Consider the following 18,774-nt stretch of genomic DNA (forward strand, 5'->3'; position numbering starts at 1 on the left):
CACTTTCCCCTGAACCCCTCAGACAAGGTTTGATCATGCTGCAAGGTTCGATATTACAAAAGTTAGACACAGCTCATCGCGGCGGTAAGCGACCGCTTAATTTTGGTGTTTATCACAAAAACACCCTGATTGCCCTGTGTCATGCCTTGGAAGACTTCATCTTAGAGTCAGAAGGAAAACCTCTGCTAATTGCAGCATTTCAGCAGGGGAAATGGTATATGCAAGAGGCAGAACGCTATGGCGATTTAGCCCAACAGTCGTCTGAAGTGGTAATTCTGGCGACAGCGGAGACTGGTTTTGGGGAACATCCCACCAGCCAACGTTCTAATGTGAGACTATTGAACTTGGATGCTTCTGATCCAGTGGCTCAAGAATGGCATTTGATTATTATGTCAGAGACATACACAGCAATGGTCTTATGTCAAGAGTTATCTGCCGAGGATTACGGCAGCAAAGGACAACCGACAGATGATCGGGAGCGCAAGTTTTATGGGTTCTGGACATTTGAGCCGGAATTGGTTCGGGAAACAGTCGATTTAGCGATCGCCCACATTGGCGGTTACGATCAACAGTTACAACAGCGCCTAACCGACCAAGCACAACAGATCACGGCTGCCTTCGGTAGCAAAAAACGCGATGATATTGGGCAGGTTGTGTCTCGCGTCGTCGATTATCTGGAAAGCTTTGAACAAGAATTACATCAAACTGAGGATGAGCCACTTCAGAACTTGCCCCGTTCCGAGCAAGACTTAGATAATAATCTAGTGTCTAATAAGGTGCAGGCATTTTTGCGGATGGCACAGCTCATCGATCAAGCTGATGTAACCAATCCCATGGCAGCGGCGGAAGTGGCAACCCTGTGTGAAGCGATGGGTCAATTGCTCGATTTACCTGCATGGCAAATCAAACGGCTGCGATTAGCGGGATTGCTGCATCGTCTGGCGCCGTTACAAGCCGTAGATGATGACCTAGAACCAGCAAAATCCACAGTGCAGCAACAGGCGGTTTCTCAACAAGAGACGATGCCCAAATCCTCGGTTTTGCGTGTCATGCCCCAATTACAGGCAATTGCTCACATTATCACCCACCAAAGCGAACATTGGGATGGCTCCGGACAACCGGATGGTTTGGCGTATGATGCGATTCCCTTGGAATCGAGAATTTTAGCACTGATTACCACATTTCAACAGCGGGTGAAGGTTTATCAATCCCAAGAGGCTCCTTTGGCAAAAGCACTCGACGACTGTCAGGCGTCAGCGGGTACAGTATTTGACCCAAAACTGCTTGAGGCTCTAGAACTACTGGTGATGGGAATGCAACAGGGTATGAGTTTACAGGCAAATCAACCTAAAATAGCCGCAGGGATGTGGTTGCTTGATTCCCATTCCCCTCAGGAAGCCCAATCAAATGTTTCGTCTTAAGGTTTAAGTCACGCAGGAAAATTGATGGAAATCGAAGCAATTCGCGCAGGAAAAATCAAGCAGCTCTCAGGTGCTAATCTAGACGACGAAGATTTGTCGGGGAGCCAACTGGAACAGATTAATTTGGCAGGCGCTAGTCTGGTGGGTACGAATTTGTCGAGAGCGAATCTCAACGGTGCTCGTCTTGATGGCGCTAAACTGCTGTGCGCTCAATTGGTGTCGGCTGATGTGCGGGCAAATTGTTTGGGCGCTAATCTGATGCAAGCCAACTTAACTGGGGCGGATTTGCGCGGGAGCAATCTCCGAGGCGCGAATTTAATGGGGGCGAATTTGACACAGGTATCCTTTGCTGGTGCGTTTTTGAGTGGCGCGAATCTCATGGGTGTCAACCTCCAGGGCGTCGATTTTCGAGGCGCTGATCTGCGGGGGGCGAATCTCAACAGTGCTAATCTGAAGGGGGCGGATTTATCGCAAGCGGATTTACAAGGTGCTAGCTTGTGTGACGCCAATTTTGAGGAAGCGGATTTGCGCGGGGCGAATCTGGGAGGGGCAAATTTAACGGGAGCGAATTTGCTTTGTGCTGAACTCGATGAGGTCAATGTAAATGGTGCGACGTTAGAGCGGGCTTGTGTGGTGGGAACGTCTCTGGAACGTAGTTCCTAGGGTGTTGCCTGAGCATCGTGAGTTATTGTTCTTAGAACAAAAGCAATACAAAGGACAAAGAACAAAGAAGCAGCAAATGATAATATTCTGACATAGAGGCTTGGATTTAGGCTTCACTCCTGCTATGATTCATGATTATCGAGTTGCGCCCAAAAAACTCTTCCATCTCGACAGGGTGGAAGAAAATTTGGTATTGGATAAATGGGGAGAATAGGGAAAAAGGGTTAATGAACCTGATATAGCGCTACGCGCTAGGCTTTCTTGCAATAGGCAACACCTCGGCTTACTTCGGCTTCGCTCGGTAACACGCTCGGTGTGTCTTATGGAATAGTGAAGAAAAACACTGACTCATCAAGGGATTGAGGGATTTAAATTTTTCTTCTTTTCTCCTAACCTTAGAGCCTAGTGCTATAAAATTAGGGACGTTTCATCTCCTGGGAATCTGTCCTGGCTCACCTCCTCACCTCGTCAACCGTCCTCGTTAACGAAAAAGGCATCGTGCCAGACTAGGGGGTTGGGAGGATATCTATCCCCAAATCAGTTCGGTTATTTCCCCGATTAAACTCTATCCGTTTCTCGGTGTTTTAGGCGATGATAGTAACTAGGAGAGAATGCCAACCTGTTGAACCCTGTCGGTGTCAGGAGGAAAAGTAGCAGATGCCACAGCCGGATGATTTTTCCGAAATGTTGAACCTTTACCTCTTTACCGTCGTCTAAAGGTGTAATACTATAGAGTTAAGGCAAACTCATAATGACTTCGCATTCGCCTTGTTCCTAGCCCAGAGTTAGTAAGCTAGGAAACGCCGCAGAATCAACGAAGAGACAATTAACTGAGTCAATCGCTTTAACTCCTGATCTACGGTTCGATCTCCTGCCCAACTCAATACAGGTAGGAGTCTATACATCTTTTAGTAGATGTAAACAACCGCTTCGCGCACGTATCCTCAAGGTGAGAGATGGCTATAGCTTTTGCTTTTGAGGTCAAAATCCGCGACAGATTTATTGCTCGTTTACGGAGTCACTACTCACAGATGCCCACTGTTAACACCAAACCCAAAACGACCAAGCCCACATTTTCGGCAGATATGGTTCGCACCTATCTGCATGAAATCGGTCGCGTGCCACTACTGACCCATGAGCAAGAAATTGTCTATGGTAAGCAAGTGCAGCAGATGATGCCGCTCTTGGAGGCAAAAGAAGCCTTAGCGGAAACCTTAGAGCGCGAACCGACGATGCAGGAGTGGGCAGATCACGTTGATTTAGAGGAATCAGCCCTTAAGAAAATTATAAACCAGGGAACGCGAGCTAAGCGTAAAATGATTGAAGCGAATCTGCGCCTAGTGGTAGCGATCGCGAAAAAGTATCAGAAGCGTAACATGGAATTCCTGGATTTGATTCAGGAAGGCACCCTGGGATTAGAGCGAGGCGTGGAGAAATTTGATCCCACGCGAGGGTATAAGTTCTCTACTTATGCGTACTGGTGGATTCGTCAAGCCATCACCCGCGCGATCGCCCAACAAGCCCGTGCGATTCGGTTACCGATTCACATTACCGAAAAGCTGAATAAGATCAAAAAGGTTCAACGGGAACTGTCTCAGAGATTGGGGCGTAACGCCACACCAACTGAGATTGGTCAAGAGTTGGAGTTAGAACCTGCCCAAATTCGCGAATATTTGAGCATCGCTCGTCAACCCGTATCCTTAGATGTGCGAGTTGGGGATAACCAAGATACTGAATTATCTGATCTGTTGGAAGATAGTGGACCAACTCCGGTTCATTACACCACCCAGGAATCCCTGCGCCAAGATTTAGATAATCTCCTGGCAGAATTAACCCCCCAACAACGGGAAGTCTTAGCACTGCGCTTTGGCTTAGAAGATGGGAATGAACTATCTCTGGCAAAAGTCGGACAGAGACTCAATCTCAGTCGCGAACGAGTACGCCAGTTAGAACATCAAGCCTTAGCCCAACTCAGACGACGCCATGCTACGGTGCGGGAATACATCGCCAGTTAGTTGGTTTGTAGTTGCGCTTTAGCGCCCTAAACGTTGGCATCCCCTACGACAACTTTAGCCAAGAACTAAAGTTCTGGCTCAAAGCTTAAACCCGTTAAAACGGGTTCAGAGGCTGTTTGTGAAGGTTCAAGTTGGCGACATTCCATCGAAGTGGTAGCACAATTCGCTACCACTTTTTTTGTAAAAAAATATTAAGTTTTTAGGCAATCCCCAGACTAGCGATTGAAGATCCTGAAAATACTGCGTCCGTAGAAAAACATTCTGCTGGGTGAGTTAACTTTCATTCCTTCGAGGGAATCGCCACTGAAGGATCATCCCTTATTGTTTAACTAGAGAGAGGTGAATACTTCAATCCAATTACAAACCCACGTAATTTTGCCCGTGCGAACTGTGACGGTTGAGAAACCGGATAAAGGCAGCGCAAACCAGAGACAGGTTCACGGTTAGATAGAAAGTAAGGATGCCTGCTAACGTCTACTTTAGCTTAAATCTACTTTAACAAATTAGGGCGGCTACCAACTGTGTACTAAAATTCCAGGTTTTTAAAGGGTGTTTCGATATTATTTTAAAGGAGGTAACCACGGTGATTAGCCGATTCATTGAGTTTTTCCAGTCCCAACGTCAACCGTCTTTTTCTTGGCGTTTACCCCTAACCGGGTTCCTGCTCACAGTCGGACTCACAATGAATGTCTCCAGTAGACCCATCGCCGTCGCTCAACAACTCAAGCAAGCCGTGGACTCTACAGGGGAAACGAATCCATCTACTGTATCCGCTTCAGTCACTTCAATCCCAGATGGCACATACCTTTACGGTCAATCGTCTCAACCGAATCAGATTGGTCAAGAATATATTGTGTTTCAAGCCAATGAAGGACAGCTAGTTGGGGCGCTTTACTTACCTCAATCTGAATTTAGCTGTTTTCATGGCACTCTAGAATCTAAACAGATGAATCTCCGAGTTGTCAACCCCTACGATCAAACAGCTTTAGCTCATACTATTGAGAATCAGCAAGAAACTGCGGTGGCGGCGGCGGGGAGCCAACTTAATCTCGATCGCACTTACGAATCCTTAACCTATCCCTACACCGTTAAGCTTGATCAGTATCAACCTGTGGGTCAACTGAGTGAGAATGATCAGCGGATGTTGAATATCTGTCGGGAAAACTTGCTCTGACAAAGGACAAATGACGGCATTATTAACATCCTACCTCTAATCCCTCTGGCGGTTGGGAATAGAAGGCTTGTTCCTCTGCGGCTGTGGGTGAGTTCGTAAATTGTTCGATTTGAGTCAATAAGGTTTTCGCTTCTAGATCACCATTGTCGGTTCGGTGTTTGAGGTAGAGCTTTAGTTCATTGACTAGGGCAGTGGGGATATTCATGGTTAAACTCCAATGAAAACGCTATATTCCATTTTGGATGATGAATGATCATATGATCATGAGAGGTTGCTGTACCATGCCACTACATTAATGCAGCCAGCCCGATTTAGAGGCAGGGCGGGTTTTGTACTCCAGTTGGAGGAAACCATGACAATTAATCCCTAAACCCGCCCCTACAAATTCATGATGGTGCAGAAGGCTCCAAGGGGGCTGGGGTTAGATGTTGCGACTTTGCCAACAGGAGCATTTAGGCGATCGCGCACTTTAGCTTAATTTATAAGATTTTATCATCACCATTAGTACGGGAGAGCCTGCCCACCTTACACAATACCCACGTTACCCCTATAGAAAGGAAGCGAAAAGTTAAAGGTTGATCCTTCGGTTGGCACACTGGTAACACTAATTTGTCCCCCGTGAGCATTAATAATTTGCCGACATAAATATAAGCCTAAACCAATTCCGGTTAAGTGTTGAGAGTGCAATCCCCGAACATAAAGCTTAAACAGCCGATCGCACTGCTGTTTGCTCATCCCTACCCCATTATCCGCGATCGCACAATGAAGCATATCCCTCTCAACCCTTACTGTCAGCGTAATCTTCACCCCCGGTAGATTGTGTTTAAGGGCATTCGTCAATAGATGATGAAACACACACCGCAGTTGAGTCGGATCAGCTTTAACCGGGGGTAAAGTTTTGGGAATAACCGTCGTTAATTGAGCGTGGTTACTGCTGAATAACGGCTGCAAATCAGCCAGGATTTGGCTGAGGAGTTCATTTAAGCATAAAGGTTGACAGTGGAGTTCTATTTTCCGCCCTTGGTTAAAATGGTCTTCAGATAAGGCATTAATCAACGTCAATTGGCGATCGCTATTTTCAATCAGCCGATCCAGAATTCGGCGTGGCAGGGCAACGGTTTCACCAGGGCTGTTTTGGGTTCCCTTCAACATCAGAATTAAGCCCATCATTGATGTTCGTAGATCATGAGATACCGCTTGTAAAAACACATCTTTGAGTTCGTAAAGCCGTTGCAATTCCTGCATTTTCTCCTCAAGTTGAACGGTACGTTCCGCCACTTGACTTTCCAGGTTACTATTAAGCCCTTGGACTTGTTGGTACAGTTGAGCTTGTTGAATGGCAATAGTGACTTGAACCGCTAATCGTCTTAACCAATCCACCTCAAAGGATTGCCAATGACGGGAATGGTGGCATTGATGGACTGCCAAGAGTCCAAATAGTTGATCATCGAGAATTAATGGAATTGCCAGGGTAGCTTTAATCTGGTAGCACCGATAAAAGTCTTTGAGATAGGGCGTTACATTAACCCGCTCTGTATTATCCCGGATTAAAATTTGACGCTGGGCAAATAATTCTTGGGTTTCCTGTAACAGTTTCTCTGAGGCTTTCCATCCCAACAGAGATTTATAAGCAGAGGCAACAGATTCGGCAGCAATTTTACTGTGGTTATTTTCATCTAGATAACTGATATAGACACGATCTGCCTGTAATAATTGCCGCACTTCCACAACAGTGGTTTGCAAAATCTGGTCTAAATCCAAGGATTGACGAATCCGCAGGGCAATCTCGGCTAACAAGCGATCGCGTTCTAAGGTAGCCCGAAGTCGATGTTCTGCCTGTTGACGCTCTGACATGGCGGCGGCTAAAACTAAAGCGGTTATTGTTACCACTGCCATAAACGTTTGTAGCAGTAGAATTGCCCCTAGAGTACTTCCCGTTTTCACCACAAAGGGTCCGATCCCCTGGAGGACACCGCCAATTGCCATTCCCGAAACGATTAAACTGGCAAGAACCGCACCCCACACCCGAAATCGCAGCGCCGCCCAAACGACAAAGGGAAAGGGTAAATATTCCAGGGGATAGTCGGAGAGAGCAAAGGTAGTTCGAGACTGGAAAACTAGCCAACTCAATACCCCCAGTAGACTCCAGCACAGGACGGCTTCTAAAATCTGTTGAGGTAGATAATTTGGCGGAAAAATTCGCTGAGGAGAGTCCTGAACCATTAATAGCAGTAAGGGGGTAAACACTAAGATTCCCATACTGTCTCCTAACCAAAGCGTTCCCCAATTTAGTCCAAATTGATGCCACGGAATAAAATTTACCCAGCAATTCACTAGCGTACTAATCGTGGCATTAATTGAGGGGGCAATGATCGCGCCGAAGATAATTAGAACATAAGCATCCTTAAGGCATTCTAACGTCGGGTTAAAATTTAGGCGACGTAATCCCATCGCACCGACAACAGCTTGTAACGTGCAGCCGATTACCGAACCCAGAGACACCAAAAATGAGGCTCCCAGAGACAGATTGAGCCAAAATGCACCAATCGCCACACCAACCCACAGCCGTTTTCCCTGCAAAAAAAGGGCAGCCAGAGCAATCCCCGCACTGGGCCACACTGGAGACGCCTCAGCGCCCAATCCCAGCCAAGACAAGGTAAACTGAGCGCTACCCATATAAGCGATCGCCACTAGAGCAACTGTAATCAGGTATCGCCAGAAACGCTGCGGATTCCCAGGAAATATGGACAAAATTAAATCTTCACCGTAACTAATATTCAAGATTTCATGACTCAAAACAATCAGCTTCCATCAACAGGATGCCCAAGGTTATCAAAACTTAACATCCCCTAGGTGGGTGAGTGTTGAGTTGTAGGGGCGGGTTTAGGGACTAATATTGATTGTTATCTCTAGCTTGGCGGCAAAACCCGCCCCAACCATAAGACGAATAACGAATGACTTAGCTTGCTTGGCGCTTCGCGAGTACAACGTAAGCTGTTTTCTTCCCCTGCTCCCCCAGCTCCCCCAGCTTCCCTAGCTCCCCCAGCTTCCAGACGTGCCATGGCACGTCTCTACATTGCTCCCCCAGCTTCCCCAGCTTCCCCTCACCACAACACTTATTCAGCAACGCCTAACTATTCTGTCTCACACTCTCCGGAACCCCCACAGGAGAAATACCCGCGATCGCCCGCAAGTTTTGAGAGCGAATTAATTCGGTAAAGTTTAAACTCAGTCGCCCTTCCATCTCAGCCACGGATTCAATCGCCGCTAATAGATGCTGTGCCGCTTCTGTTTCGGTATAGCCACGCCGCAAAGCAACGTTGAGCGCATCGGTATCCGCATCTAAGTGAGTTTGGCAACTGCGAGAACCCCGCCAAATTTGACTCCCCGCGATCGCACTCAATCCCGTCGCCACGACAACACCCACCGCATCGCCTTGCACAAATTCCACCATTCCCCCTAACAATCCGGCAATGACAACGCCTTGATATAAATCGGGCTTAAACCACCTGATATTCAGCAACCAACTCACGGTACTCAGGAGCAGCATATCCCGTTGCGCTCTGGGTAAGCGACGCCACAGATCAAAGTTAATATAGATTGGACGATCTCTCGACCAAGGCATCGGGAAAGGAGTTTCAATCACCGCCGTCTGTTGCGGTTTACTGATAATTTTGGTCAGCATTCGCCCAGAGGCGGGCATTAGATCACGCAAGCGGCGAATTTCTGGCTCTGGATTCATCAGCCGAGGGACTCAAACTTATAGGATTTATAGGATAAAGTTAAAACACCTATTGTCCCAACTATCTCATGCTTACCTGAAAATACAAAACGCCTGGGCAGGTAAACCCGTAAAATAGGCACAGGAGATAGTCAAGACCAGACTCTCCCCTCTAGCTACCACCCAGCGATAGACTATGGACGCTTTTACCCCATTTCCACCGCCATGGACAAAATCAGCCACTCATGCCTTAGAGTTCTGCTGTCCCACCTGTCATGCTTCTTCGATGGAAGCCCAACGGGTTTGGATTAATCGACAATCGCCAGTCCTGACTGAAGATTATCGTAAAAAGTGGCAAGAGTTCTATCAATGCCAGTGTGGTAAAGTGTGGTGGGCTTGGAGTAGCGATCGCCCTCCCTCGGAATTGACGAACCACGATCAACCCCCAGATTTGTAATGTCGAATACCATAAACAGTAAGTAGCCCATGGCAGTAGCTGGGCAAACATGGAGTTATGCGTGTTTCCACTGTATTAGCCCTAACCCTAAGTACAGCGAGTCTCTGGGGAATGCCAATTGCCCCGATTCATGCTGTACAGCAAGCCGATGGTACCGTTTCCTTTGAAAAATCACCGCGCTTGATTAATGTGTTCACCACGTTTGACCATGTGGGAGTATGGGGGGCTAAATATTATTTCACCCTAGAACTTCCAGAGAATGCGGGTGAACCCTTACAGAAGGTGACGATTAGTCAACGGGAAGGAAGCGAAACTATTCGTTTTCGACTTGATGATACTCTAGCCTTTACCGGAACCGCTCGAAATAAAGGCGAACAATTGCCGTTACAATCGGTGACCAGAGATGATGAAACAAAAACGGTTTCTGTTAGTTTTGCCGAACCGATTTCTCCAGGAACCACCTTTACCATTGGTATTCAGCCACGGCGTAATCCCTATTGGGGTGGAGTTTATTTATTTGGTGTCACCGCTTTTCCGGCAGGAGAAAAACCCTATGGATTATATCTTGGTGTGGGACGGTTGCACTTCTATCGACGAACCTCTTGTCGATGGGGATTCTGCTAGATAGGAGGTGCTGGGAAAGCTGGAGAAGCTGGGGGAGTCATGTTCCAGACGTGATGACACAAGCATCTGTCTGTAGGGGCGGGTTTAGGGACTAATATTGATTGTTATCCCTAGCTTGGCTGCAAAACCCGCCCCGACCAAATGACGAATGACGAATGACGAATGACAAATGACGAATGACGAATGACAAATGACGAATGACAAATGACGAATGACAAATGACGAATGACAAATGACGAATGACGAATGACAAATGACGAATGACAAATGACGAATGACAAATGACGAATGACAAATGACGAATGACAAATGACAACAAATTACCAAGGACTACCAACCATAGTGAACGCACTCCAGTAATAAGGATGTTCAAAGTTGCCATCTCCTAATCTGGCTAATTCAGGAGGTAACGGAACTGACTTATCACCTGCAATCAGTTGACCCCCTTCAATATAAACTTGTCCCTGCAACATTGCCAGTTGAGTTTGTCGCAGTGCTTCTGCTTTAATCGGGGCTTGTTTAAAGGTTTGATAGAGTTGGGTCATTAATCCTAATGTTCCCTCATCACTGACATACCATAAACTTCCTACGGCTGATTTTGCGCCCGATTGAACCGCTAATCCAGCAAACCCTAATTCGGCTTCCTCATTCCCCAAAGCGGTACGACAAGCACTGAGAACTAAAAGTTCGACGGGGGGATTATTCCAATCTAATTGAGGTAATTGATTGAGTCGCAGCTTCCTGTCCCAAAGTTGGATATAGGAGTTATTCGGTTCTCCCGATTGGAAATTAGCATGAGTGGCTAAGTGGATAATACCAAAAGGTTGCTGTTGACGTTGTTCTTTGAGATTTTCTAGAGTAAACGTCTCGTTAAGAAAAGATTTCCCTTGCCACAGCGATTGGGTAATAGCTGATAATTCTACCGGAACAGCAGGTAAAGGTTTTTGATCCGTAAATTGTGCGGCTCCCATTGCTAAAACATCCAGGTTTTCAATGGGGGCGTAGTTCGGATTAACTAGGCTTAAACTCGGCATTAAACCAACACTGTATTTCTCAATCAAAAACTGTTGACCATCGTAAAGAGCCGCTATAGGAACAGAGCGTAAGCCATAGTCTACTAGGAAGGTGACGTTTTCGATACCGAGGGCTTGCAGTTCATCGTCCATGGGAGCCACTAGCCAATCATAAAGTTGTTTTCCCGGAGCAATGTAGCCTTTACGACTGCGAACATTGGTGACTTCTAAGCGAAACTGATCCGCAACGTTGAGAACTTGTTGGCGAGTAATTTCTGGGATTCGTTTGCGAATGGGTAATCCATTAGCTGTAACCAGGAGTAATTCTAATTGATCTTCAGGATTGCGGGTTTTGGTAGGAGAAGTTTGGCTTGAAGATGATGGATTTTCCGCCTGATTAGAAAGCTCTTGCGGGACAAAACTGATATAAAGCAATGCTGGTTTAACTCCTGTAGTTTTCTCGATGTTGCCGAGAATATCTCGGCTTTGGGCGAGAGTAACTAAGGGAATATCAGTGGGTAAGCCTAAATAGTCTACAAATTGCTGGGTAAAGTTTTCCTCTGAGGCGTCAACGGATTGGAGGGATGAGTCAGAAGCACCTGATGATGAGGCTTCGCTGGATGAGTTGTTAGCGGGGGTGGATGAATTGCTATTCGCTTCATTAGATGGGGTTTCAGCGGAGACAGATGGATTACTATTGGTTTCCCTAGGACTAGGATTAGTTGAGTTAATTGGTTGAGTTGTTGGTTCAGAGAGAGTCGTATCGCTGGGATTACTCAGATTATCTTCTGGGTTAAGGGAAGTTCTATCCTCAGGATTTTCTAGATTATCTTCTGGGTTAAGGGAGGTTGTATCTCCAGGATTTTCTAGATTATCTTCTGGGTTAAGGGAAGTTCTATCCTCAGAATTTTCTAGATTATCTTCTGGGTTAAGGGAAGTTGTATCCTCAGAATTTTCTAGATTATCTTCTGGGTTAAGGGAGGTTGTATCCTCAGAATTCTCTAGATTATCTTCTGGGTTAAGGGAAGTTGTATCCTCAGAATTCTCTAGATTATCTTCTGGGTTAAGGGAGGTTGTATCCTCAGAATTCTCTAGATTATCTTCTGGGGTAAGGGAGGTTGTATCCTCAGGATTTTCTAGATTATCTTCTGGGTTAAGGGAAGTTGTATCCTCAGAATTCTCTAGATTATCTTCTGGCTTAAGGGAGGTTGTATCCTCAGGATTCTCTAGATTATCTTCTGGGTTAATGGTATTAGTCTCGTTTGAGTTATCTTGATTACCTTCTGGGTTAATGGGAGTTCTGGCGTAAGTGATAATTGGGATTTTTTCTCCAGAAATAGGTTGCTCCAGATCAATCAGTAGCTCTGCGTCCCTATCAACAATGGTATTAACTTGTAGTATGTCTATGATTAGGTTATTATTTGGCAGAGAAATTGGGGGAGTTGTCCCTGGATTTGTACCGGGGGTTGTCCCTGGATTTATCCCTGGATCAGTGATAACTGTATTGGGGCTGCTAGTAAATTGACCTTGAGAGCCAGGAGGTTGGGCATTTTGATTGATAGATCCATGGGTAATGTTACCCCCAGCAACTAAGGCAATACTACCAGAATCACCCTCTCCAAACTCACCTGTATCTATACTACCCGCGAGAATATTACCCCCAGAGATCAAGTCAATAGAACCTGAATTCCCTTGGCTTTGATCGCTGGTTGAAACATCGCCAATTGTGATATTACCAAACGTCGCAAATAACTCGACAGAACCTGAATCTCCATCACTCTGATCGCTTGTATTAATATTACCTTTGATAGTAATATTGCCAGAAGCATGCAGTCTGACTAAACCCCCATTACCCAGTCCCTGATCGCTAGTGGATATACTGCCCGTCGTAATATCACCAGAAGCCTGCATTATTACAGGACCAGCACCGCCTGAGTTTTGTTGATTCGTATTTGATGTATCGACATTGTTGACATTAATATTTCCGGGCGATGAAGTGACTCCTGTCGAGGTAAAAGCTGTCTGTCCTGGAATATTAGGAGAATTGGTTAATGAGTTCAATCCCGCCCGCAATATTAAAGCCGGAGAACTGGTCAAAATTGCAATATCAGGATCGGAACCGACTAAAGAACCATCGGATTGCTCTGGTCCGGTAATTTTGATATTGTTACCAGTAATACTACCAGTAGACTCTATTTTAAGGGCTACACCCGTATAATTACCGAATGTGACATCACCATTGGAACTAATAATCGGATCAAAATAACTAAAAAAGTTACCCGAATTACCTGCTAAATTCAGCAGCGAGAAATGTCCCCCACTGGTAAAATGAGCATCGCCTGAAATATCCCCATCACTGACTAAGCTGAGATTACCGCCACTTTGAAACGGAGTTTGGGGATGATTTAATGCCAAGATATCAATGGTATTATTCCCTTGAATATAAAGATTGTCCCCAGCTTGGGCGAGGAAGGGATTAGTCACACTATCTCGCACGCGCACCGTATCTTGTGCCAATAAATTTAAGTCACCTGTGGTTTGTAACTGACTTTCAACTAAGGTTAGGTTATGCTGTGCAGATAAGGTTGCTGTCTCAGCAATAACGTTTTTGGCAACAATATCTCCAGATTCAATCGGAATCTTAGAGGCTGAGATTTCTGCTGTTCCACTGCTATTGAATCCAACGTCTGGAACATCAACCGAACCTGTCAGCAATTCCGGTAAAGATAGGGGAGTAATCGATGTTTCTGTTGCCGGAACTTCTAAACTCAGCAAATGTCCAGGTTGACTGAGGCGGATTGTACTTTCACCAGGAACAGTGGTAATGGTAATCTGTCCGTTAGGGGCTTCTATGTTCCCTGTACTCACCACTGTACCGCCAACTAAGCTTAAATCTTTGCCAACCTCAAGATTACCCCCATTGACAATCGCCCCAGGGTTGGATGTGTTAAACGTAAAAGCGTCTGGCTGACCGACAAGAGAGGTATAATCATTAGACGCGATCGCACTAAACCAATTCTCCCCAAACCCAATCCCTGTCGCTGTTGTTGCGGTAAAGGATGCAGGTACATCTAACCGGGCATTTTGACCAAACACAATCCCAGCCGGATTCATCAAAAATAGATTGGAATTACCTCCCGTTACCTGAATTAATCCATTAATTAACGAAGCATTTCCCCCAGTTACACGGGATAAAATAGTTTGTATGTCAGGATTCGTTATAAAATTAGCTGTCTGGTTTGCGTCTAAACCAAACTCACTAAAACTGTGGAAAAGATTAGCACCATCTCCAGAGGTTTGACCACCAGTAATCGTGAATTTATTTCCACTAGCGCCTACTTGAGTATTTGTTCCATCATTCGCTGGCACAACGGGTTGAGCCTCAACGCCAGTGGAAAAGAATCCTAAAACTAACGTTCCTAGTAAAATACGATTGACTTTACGATTTTCAGTTAGCCAAGTTAATAACTTGGTCAGATGCCATCTTTCCTTAGTTAACCCCACAGCTATTTTCCTCTGATTCATGGGTCGCCGCTTGATCAATCAAGCTCAATTGAGTTGGTTAAATTATGATTTATATTGAAATATAAATCGAGTCAAAACATACGTCTTATTCAATAGCTTAAAAACTGTTTATGAAATTAATGCAGTGCGATTTTATTTTGTTCAATTACTTAGTCTAAATTAGAGATTATGAATAACAAGCAATAACTTGTCTCACTTCTTATCTATTTATTCAATATCTGCAACCCCGGTGCTGATCAATGTAATTCACCATTCAATCCTTACGATTGATTTCCGGATAATTCTTCAGCAGCATCAATAATTTAATCTATGCCTTATTTTTAGGATAGCATCGTATATTGTATAGTTGCTAAACTTCATTAAAACTTCATTGACAGATTGTCCAAAGTGTAGATTGTGTAAATCAACTGAACTATGTTAAGTTCTGTGAATATGCCTCAAACCCTTATATAAATGTAGTGGGCTGACACAGCTAAAATTGTGGAATAGATTTGACGTTTAAACCGGGCGCAAGCCTTGCGCCCCTACAATTCTAATCCACCAAATAAGGTGTGCCACGCCAGTAGCTTGCTTCTCGCTTCGCGAGAATAGCATTTTTATTTGAGATGTGGAAATCACGATGGTAGACAAAGGCAACAGGCAAAACCTCGACCCTTTGACAAGCTCAGGATATCGCTTACCTCGACTTACTTCGACTTCGCTCAGTAACACGCTCGGTAACACGCTCGGTGTGTCTTATGGAACAGGCAACAGGAAGAAAGAGTTCCAGGTATTTTAAGTATGATTAGAAACTAGCGTTGGATTTCATGAATGATTTAAAATGCTATATGACAAATGACGAATGACCAATTACCAGGGACTACCAATCATTGTGAACGCACTCCAGTAATAAGGATGTTCAAAGGTTTGATCTCTTAACCTAGCAAGTTCCCGTGGTAAAGATATCATGTCCTGAGTGGTAATCAGTTTTCCATCTTGTGTATAAACTTGCCCGTTGAGCATAGCTAGTTGAGCTTGGCGCATAGCTTCTGCCTTAATTGGAGCTTGTTTGAGCTGCTGATAAAATTCAGTTATCAACCCCAAGGTTCCTTGATCACTCACATACCACAAACTCCCCACCGCCGACTTAACTCCCGCTTTAACAGCTAACCCAGCAAAGCCTAATTCCGCTTCCTCATTCCCCAATGCCGTGCGACAAGAGCTTAGCACCAATAACTCTACCGTTGGCTTGTTTAAGCCTAACTCAGATAGTTGATTAAGTCGTAGTTTACTATCCCAAAATTGGATATAGGAGTTACTCAGATCTCCTGGCACGAAATCAGCATGAGTTGCCAGATGAATCATGCCATAAGGCTGACGGTTTTGCTGTTGTTTTAGGTTATTCACTGTGAATGATTCATTGAGAAACGATTTTCCCTGCCATATATCCTGGGTGATTTCTGATAACTCTACTGGCACAGCTGGTAATGGTTGTTTATCGGTAAATTGCGAGGCTCCCATTGCCAGAACTTCCATGTTGGTAACAGGCTCATAACGGGTATCAGTGAGGCTAAGACTCGGCATTAAACCAACACTGTACTTTTCGATGAGAAACTGTTCACCATCATAGAGTGCCGCCACTGGAACGGAACGCAAGTTAGTATCGAGAAGGAAAATGAGATTTTCGATCCCTTGACCTTGAAACTCATCTTCCAACGGCTTCACCAACCAGTTGTAGAGTTGTTGTCCCGGCACAATATAACCTTTTTGGCTACGGACATTGGTGACTTGCAAACGAAATTCATTAGCAACTTTCAGGACTTGCTCACGGGTTACTCCTTCTACTTCTTTACGAATTGGGGTTCCTTGAGCAGTTACCAGCAGTATTTCTAACTGATCTTGAGGACTTGGAGTTGGGAAGGGTACATTTGTTTCCCCATCAGTAGCAATCGTTTGGGGGGCAAAACCGACATAGATGAGTGCGGGTTTAGCTCCCGTTGATTTTTCAGTATTAGCGAGAATTTCCCGGCTTTCTGCTAGGGTTCTCAGGGAAATATCTCCAGGTAGCTCTAAATATTCCTCGAATTGTCGCGTGAATTTTTCTTCAAACTCAGCCACAGAATCCGTTTGAGTTGAATCTATCGGCGGGTTTGTTTCGGATTGCTCTTGGGTTGTAGTAGATTGGTTGTTGTCTGTTTCAGCTACAGGATTTGTTTGAGTTGAATTTGCAGAACTGTTTGTGTTGGATTGCTCTTGGGTTGTAGTAGATTGATTGCTGCCTATCTCACCGACAGGATTTGTTTGAGTGGAATTGACGGGACTATTTGTTTCGGATGGCTCTTGGGTTGCAGTAGATTGATTGCTGCCTATCTCACCGACAGGATTTGTTTGAGTGGAATTGACGGGACTATTTGTTTCGGATGGCTCTTGGGTTGTAGTAGATTGGTTGTTGTCCGTTTCACCGACAGGATTTGTTTGAGTGGAATTGACAGGACTATTTGTGTTGGATGGCTCTTGGGTTGCAGTAGGTTGATTGCTGCCAGTTGGGGATTGATTCCCCTCATTAGCAGTCGTTGGGGTACTCGTGCCTAAGTCTTCACTATCTGAAACTGTAGTCGGAGTAGCATTTTCATCAACGGTTAAAACACTATCGGGAGTAGAGTTTTGATTAGGAAGTATATCCTTTAAAGGGAATTCATCAATTATCGATCTTTGATAGATTAGAACTTGAGGTGAATTCGGCTCTTTTTGAGCGTCGATGTTATCATCATCGTCGATGTCATTATCCATATCATCATTGTTGATATCATCATCATCGTCGATGCCATCATCCATATCATCATCGTTGTTATTGATAGGCTCAATGGTCGTACCTAGATTGTCGGCTTCCACAAAACCTGTTTCGGTTGTAGTCTCTCCTGGTGTTGTTAAATTAATAGCACCCTCACCCGCACCTTGATTACCCTGACCTGGATTACCTGTATGAGTAGCATCTATAGTGCCATGGTAGATACTACCTTGAGCAGACAACGTTACATTTCCAGAATCACCTTGACCCACGGCTGTTGCAGTAATATCGCCAACCGTAAGATTGCTTTGAGCAGATAATACGACGGAACCAGCATCATCTCTGCCAGTAACGGATGTGTCGATATTCCCGACATTGATATCTCCATTTTTGATGGGAATACCATTTTGAGTTGGAATGCTAGAACCCACTCGTGTTACTTGTCCATCACTATCCACTTCTAGACCAGAAATTTGACCACTACCTGTCAATAACTGCGGTAAAGTTAGGGGAGTAAGGGGTACAGAAGCCGATGGCTGAACCTCTAAACTCAGCACATTTCCGGGCTGACTAATCCGCAGTATCCTCTCTCCAGGAACAGTGGCAATGGTAATCTCTGCTTCGGGTGCTTCCAAATTGTCAGTGCTAACTACGGTGCCACCGAATAAGTTTAAGCTTTGTGCCTCTTCTAATTCTAACCCCGCGTTGACAATGGCTCCTGGTGTCTGAGATGTTGAAAAGGCAAAGGCGTTAGGTTCTCCAACTAAAGCCGTATAGTCATTTGACCCGATCGCATTAAACCAATTATCTCCAATGCCAATTCCCGTAGCGGTTGTAGCCGTAAAGGATGCCGGAACATTAAGTCGGGCATTTTGACCGAAGACAATACCGGCGGGATTCATTAAAAATAGATTTGGATTTCCCCCTGTCACTTCCAGCAACCCATTAATTATTGAAGGATTACCACTCGTTACACGGGCAAAAATATTTTGGATATTTGAGTCAGGACTAAAAGTTGCGGTTTGGTTCGCCTCTAAACCAAATTCGCTGAAGCTATGAAAAAGGTTGGTTCCATCCCCAGAGCCAGAGATTTGTCCCTCAGTGATCTCAAACTCGTTGCCATTGCGTGTGACCACCGTTCCCGTCCCATCTGACGCGGGAACAACCGATTGAGCCAGTCCCCCCGTTGGTAAACCCGCTAAGAGTAACGTCAACAGTAGATAGTGGTTTCGTTTACTTTTTTTCTTGGTCATGGTGAATAGATTGGCAACCACCAACCAGCAATTGATCAATACTTTTGTGTTCATCTTGTATGTCATTGGTTGTCGCCGATTATCGGGTCAGGACTCCTCAGAATAAATGACGATTTTGAAGCTATTTAGTTTCCTGGCTTT

12 protein-coding genes are annotated in these 18,774 nt (G+C 45.1%); 6 read left to right on the forward strand and 6 right to left on the reverse strand.

Translation table 11 applies throughout. The annotated features are described in order from the left end of the window. The first annotated feature begins 35 nt into the window (after positions 1-35). From RIC07_RS06485 to RIC07_RS06500, 4 genes are all read left to right on the forward strand, one after another. A complete protein-coding gene (locus RIC07_RS06485; protein ID WP_446393809.1) occupies positions 36-1,421 on the forward strand; it encodes a DICT sensory domain-containing protein in 1,386 nt (461 codons plus the stop codon). Between the two features lie 24 nt (positions 1,422-1,445). Continuing rightward, positions 1,446-2,084: a pentapeptide repeat-containing protein gene (locus RIC07_RS06490; protein ID WP_446393810.1), complete on the forward strand. Its 639-nt coding sequence runs from the start codon at positions 1,446-1,448 to the stop codon at positions 2,082-2,084. Between the two features lie 1,031 nt (positions 2,085-3,115). Then, positions 3,116-4,099, forward strand: a complete 984-nt coding sequence (locus tag RIC07_RS06495) for an RNA polymerase sigma factor, RpoD/SigA family (RefSeq protein ID WP_446393867.1) — start codon at positions 3,116-3,118, stop codon at positions 4,097-4,099. A gap of 583 nt (positions 4,100-4,682) precedes the next feature. Beyond that, positions 4,683-5,273, forward strand: coding sequence for a hypothetical protein (locus tag RIC07_RS06500; protein ID WP_446393811.1), 591 nt, complete (start codon positions 4,683-4,685; stop codon positions 5,271-5,273). Positions 5,274-5,295: 22 nt separating this feature from the next. On the opposite strand, the gene RIC07_RS06505 is transcribed toward RIC07_RS06500, so the two are convergent. The 4 genes from RIC07_RS06505 to RIC07_RS06520 all read right to left on the reverse strand — a co-directional run bounded on the left by RIC07_RS06505 (position 5,296) and on the right by RIC07_RS06520 (position 9,015). Next, positions 5,296-5,478: a hypothetical protein gene (locus RIC07_RS06505; protein ID WP_446373289.1), complete on the reverse strand. Its 183-nt coding sequence runs from the start codon at positions 5,476-5,478 to the stop codon at positions 5,296-5,298. A gap of 320 nt (positions 5,479-5,798) precedes the next feature. Next, positions 5,799-8,054, reverse strand: a complete 2,256-nt coding sequence (locus RIC07_RS06510; RefSeq protein WP_446393812.1) for a sensor histidine kinase — start codon at positions 8,052-8,054, stop codon at positions 5,799-5,801. A 128-nt stretch (positions 8,055-8,182) separates the two neighbouring features. After that, entirely contained in the window at positions 8,183-8,335 is a 153-nt protein-coding gene (locus RIC07_RS06515) for a hypothetical protein (RefSeq protein ID WP_446393813.1), read from the reverse strand. A gap of 68 nt (positions 8,336-8,403) precedes the next feature. Then, positions 8,404-9,015, reverse strand: a complete 612-nt coding sequence (locus RIC07_RS06520) for a DUF3318 domain-containing protein (protein WP_446393814.1) — start codon at positions 9,013-9,015, stop codon at positions 8,404-8,406. Between the two features lie 175 nt (positions 9,016-9,190). Between RIC07_RS06520 and RIC07_RS06525 the strand changes: the two genes are divergently transcribed. Together RIC07_RS06525 and RIC07_RS06530 are read left to right on the forward strand one after the other, a co-directional pair. After that, on the forward strand, positions 9,191-9,451 hold the full coding sequence (locus RIC07_RS06525; protein ID WP_446393815.1) for a hypothetical protein: 261 nt from the start codon (positions 9,191-9,193) through the stop codon (positions 9,449-9,451). A 57-nt stretch (positions 9,452-9,508) separates the two neighbouring features. Further along, positions 9,509-10,075 carry a DUF2808 domain-containing protein gene (locus RIC07_RS06530; protein WP_446393816.1) on the forward strand — a complete coding sequence of 189 codons (567 nt, stop codon included), beginning with the start codon at positions 9,509-9,511 and terminating at the stop codon, positions 10,073-10,075. 320 nt (positions 10,076-10,395) lie between these two features. Here the strand turns inward: RIC07_RS06530 and RIC07_RS06535 are convergent, their stop codons facing one another. Then, complete coding sequence (locus RIC07_RS06535; RefSeq protein ID WP_446393817.1) at positions 10,396-14,592, reverse strand: CHAT domain-containing protein; 4,197 nt, start codon at positions 14,590-14,592, stop codon at positions 10,396-10,398. Between the two features lie 870 nt (positions 14,593-15,462). Next, positions 15,463-18,687: a CHAT domain-containing protein gene (locus RIC07_RS06540; RefSeq protein ID WP_446393818.1), complete on the reverse strand. Its 3,225-nt coding sequence runs from the start codon at positions 18,685-18,687 to the stop codon at positions 15,463-15,465. Positions 18,688-18,774 lie beyond the last annotated feature (87 nt).

Source organism: Coleofasciculus sp. E1-EBD-02 (genome assembly GCF_040218245.1).
In the GTDB taxonomy this organism is placed as follows: domain Bacteria; phylum Cyanobacteriota; class Cyanobacteriia; order Cyanobacteriales; family Coleofasciculaceae; genus Coleofasciculus.

Coding starts and splice junctions, on each gene's coding strand:
- RIC07_RS06520 (WP_446393814.1), bottom strand. CDS start 9,015: ATGAATCCAGAGCCAGAAATTCGCCGCTTGCGTGATCTAATGCCCGCC.
- RIC07_RS06485 (WP_446393809.1), top strand. CDS start 36: ATGCTGCAAGGTTCGATATTACAAAAGTTAGACACAGCTCATCGCGGC.
- RIC07_RS06540 (WP_446393818.1), bottom strand. CDS start 18,687: ATGAACACAAAAGTATTGATCAATTGCTGGTTGGTGGTTGCCAATCTA.
- RIC07_RS06490 (WP_446393810.1), top strand. CDS start 1,446: ATGGAAATCGAAGCAATTCGCGCAGGAAAAATCAAGCAGCTCTCAGGT.
- RIC07_RS06505 (WP_446373289.1), bottom strand. CDS start 5,478: ATGAATATCCCCACTGCCCTAGTCAATGAACTAAAGCTCTACCTCAAA.
- RIC07_RS06515 (WP_446393813.1), bottom strand. CDS start 8,335: ATGGCACGTCTGGAAGCTGGGGGAGCTAGGGAAGCTGGGGGAGCTGGG.
- RIC07_RS06525 (WP_446393815.1), top strand. CDS start 9,191: ATGGACGCTTTTACCCCATTTCCACCGCCATGGACAAAATCAGCCACT.
- RIC07_RS06495 (WP_446393867.1), top strand. CDS start 3,116: ATGCCCACTGTTAACACCAAACCCAAAACGACCAAGCCCACATTTTCG.
- RIC07_RS06530 (WP_446393816.1), top strand. CDS start 9,509: ATGCGTGTTTCCACTGTATTAGCCCTAACCCTAAGTACAGCGAGTCTC.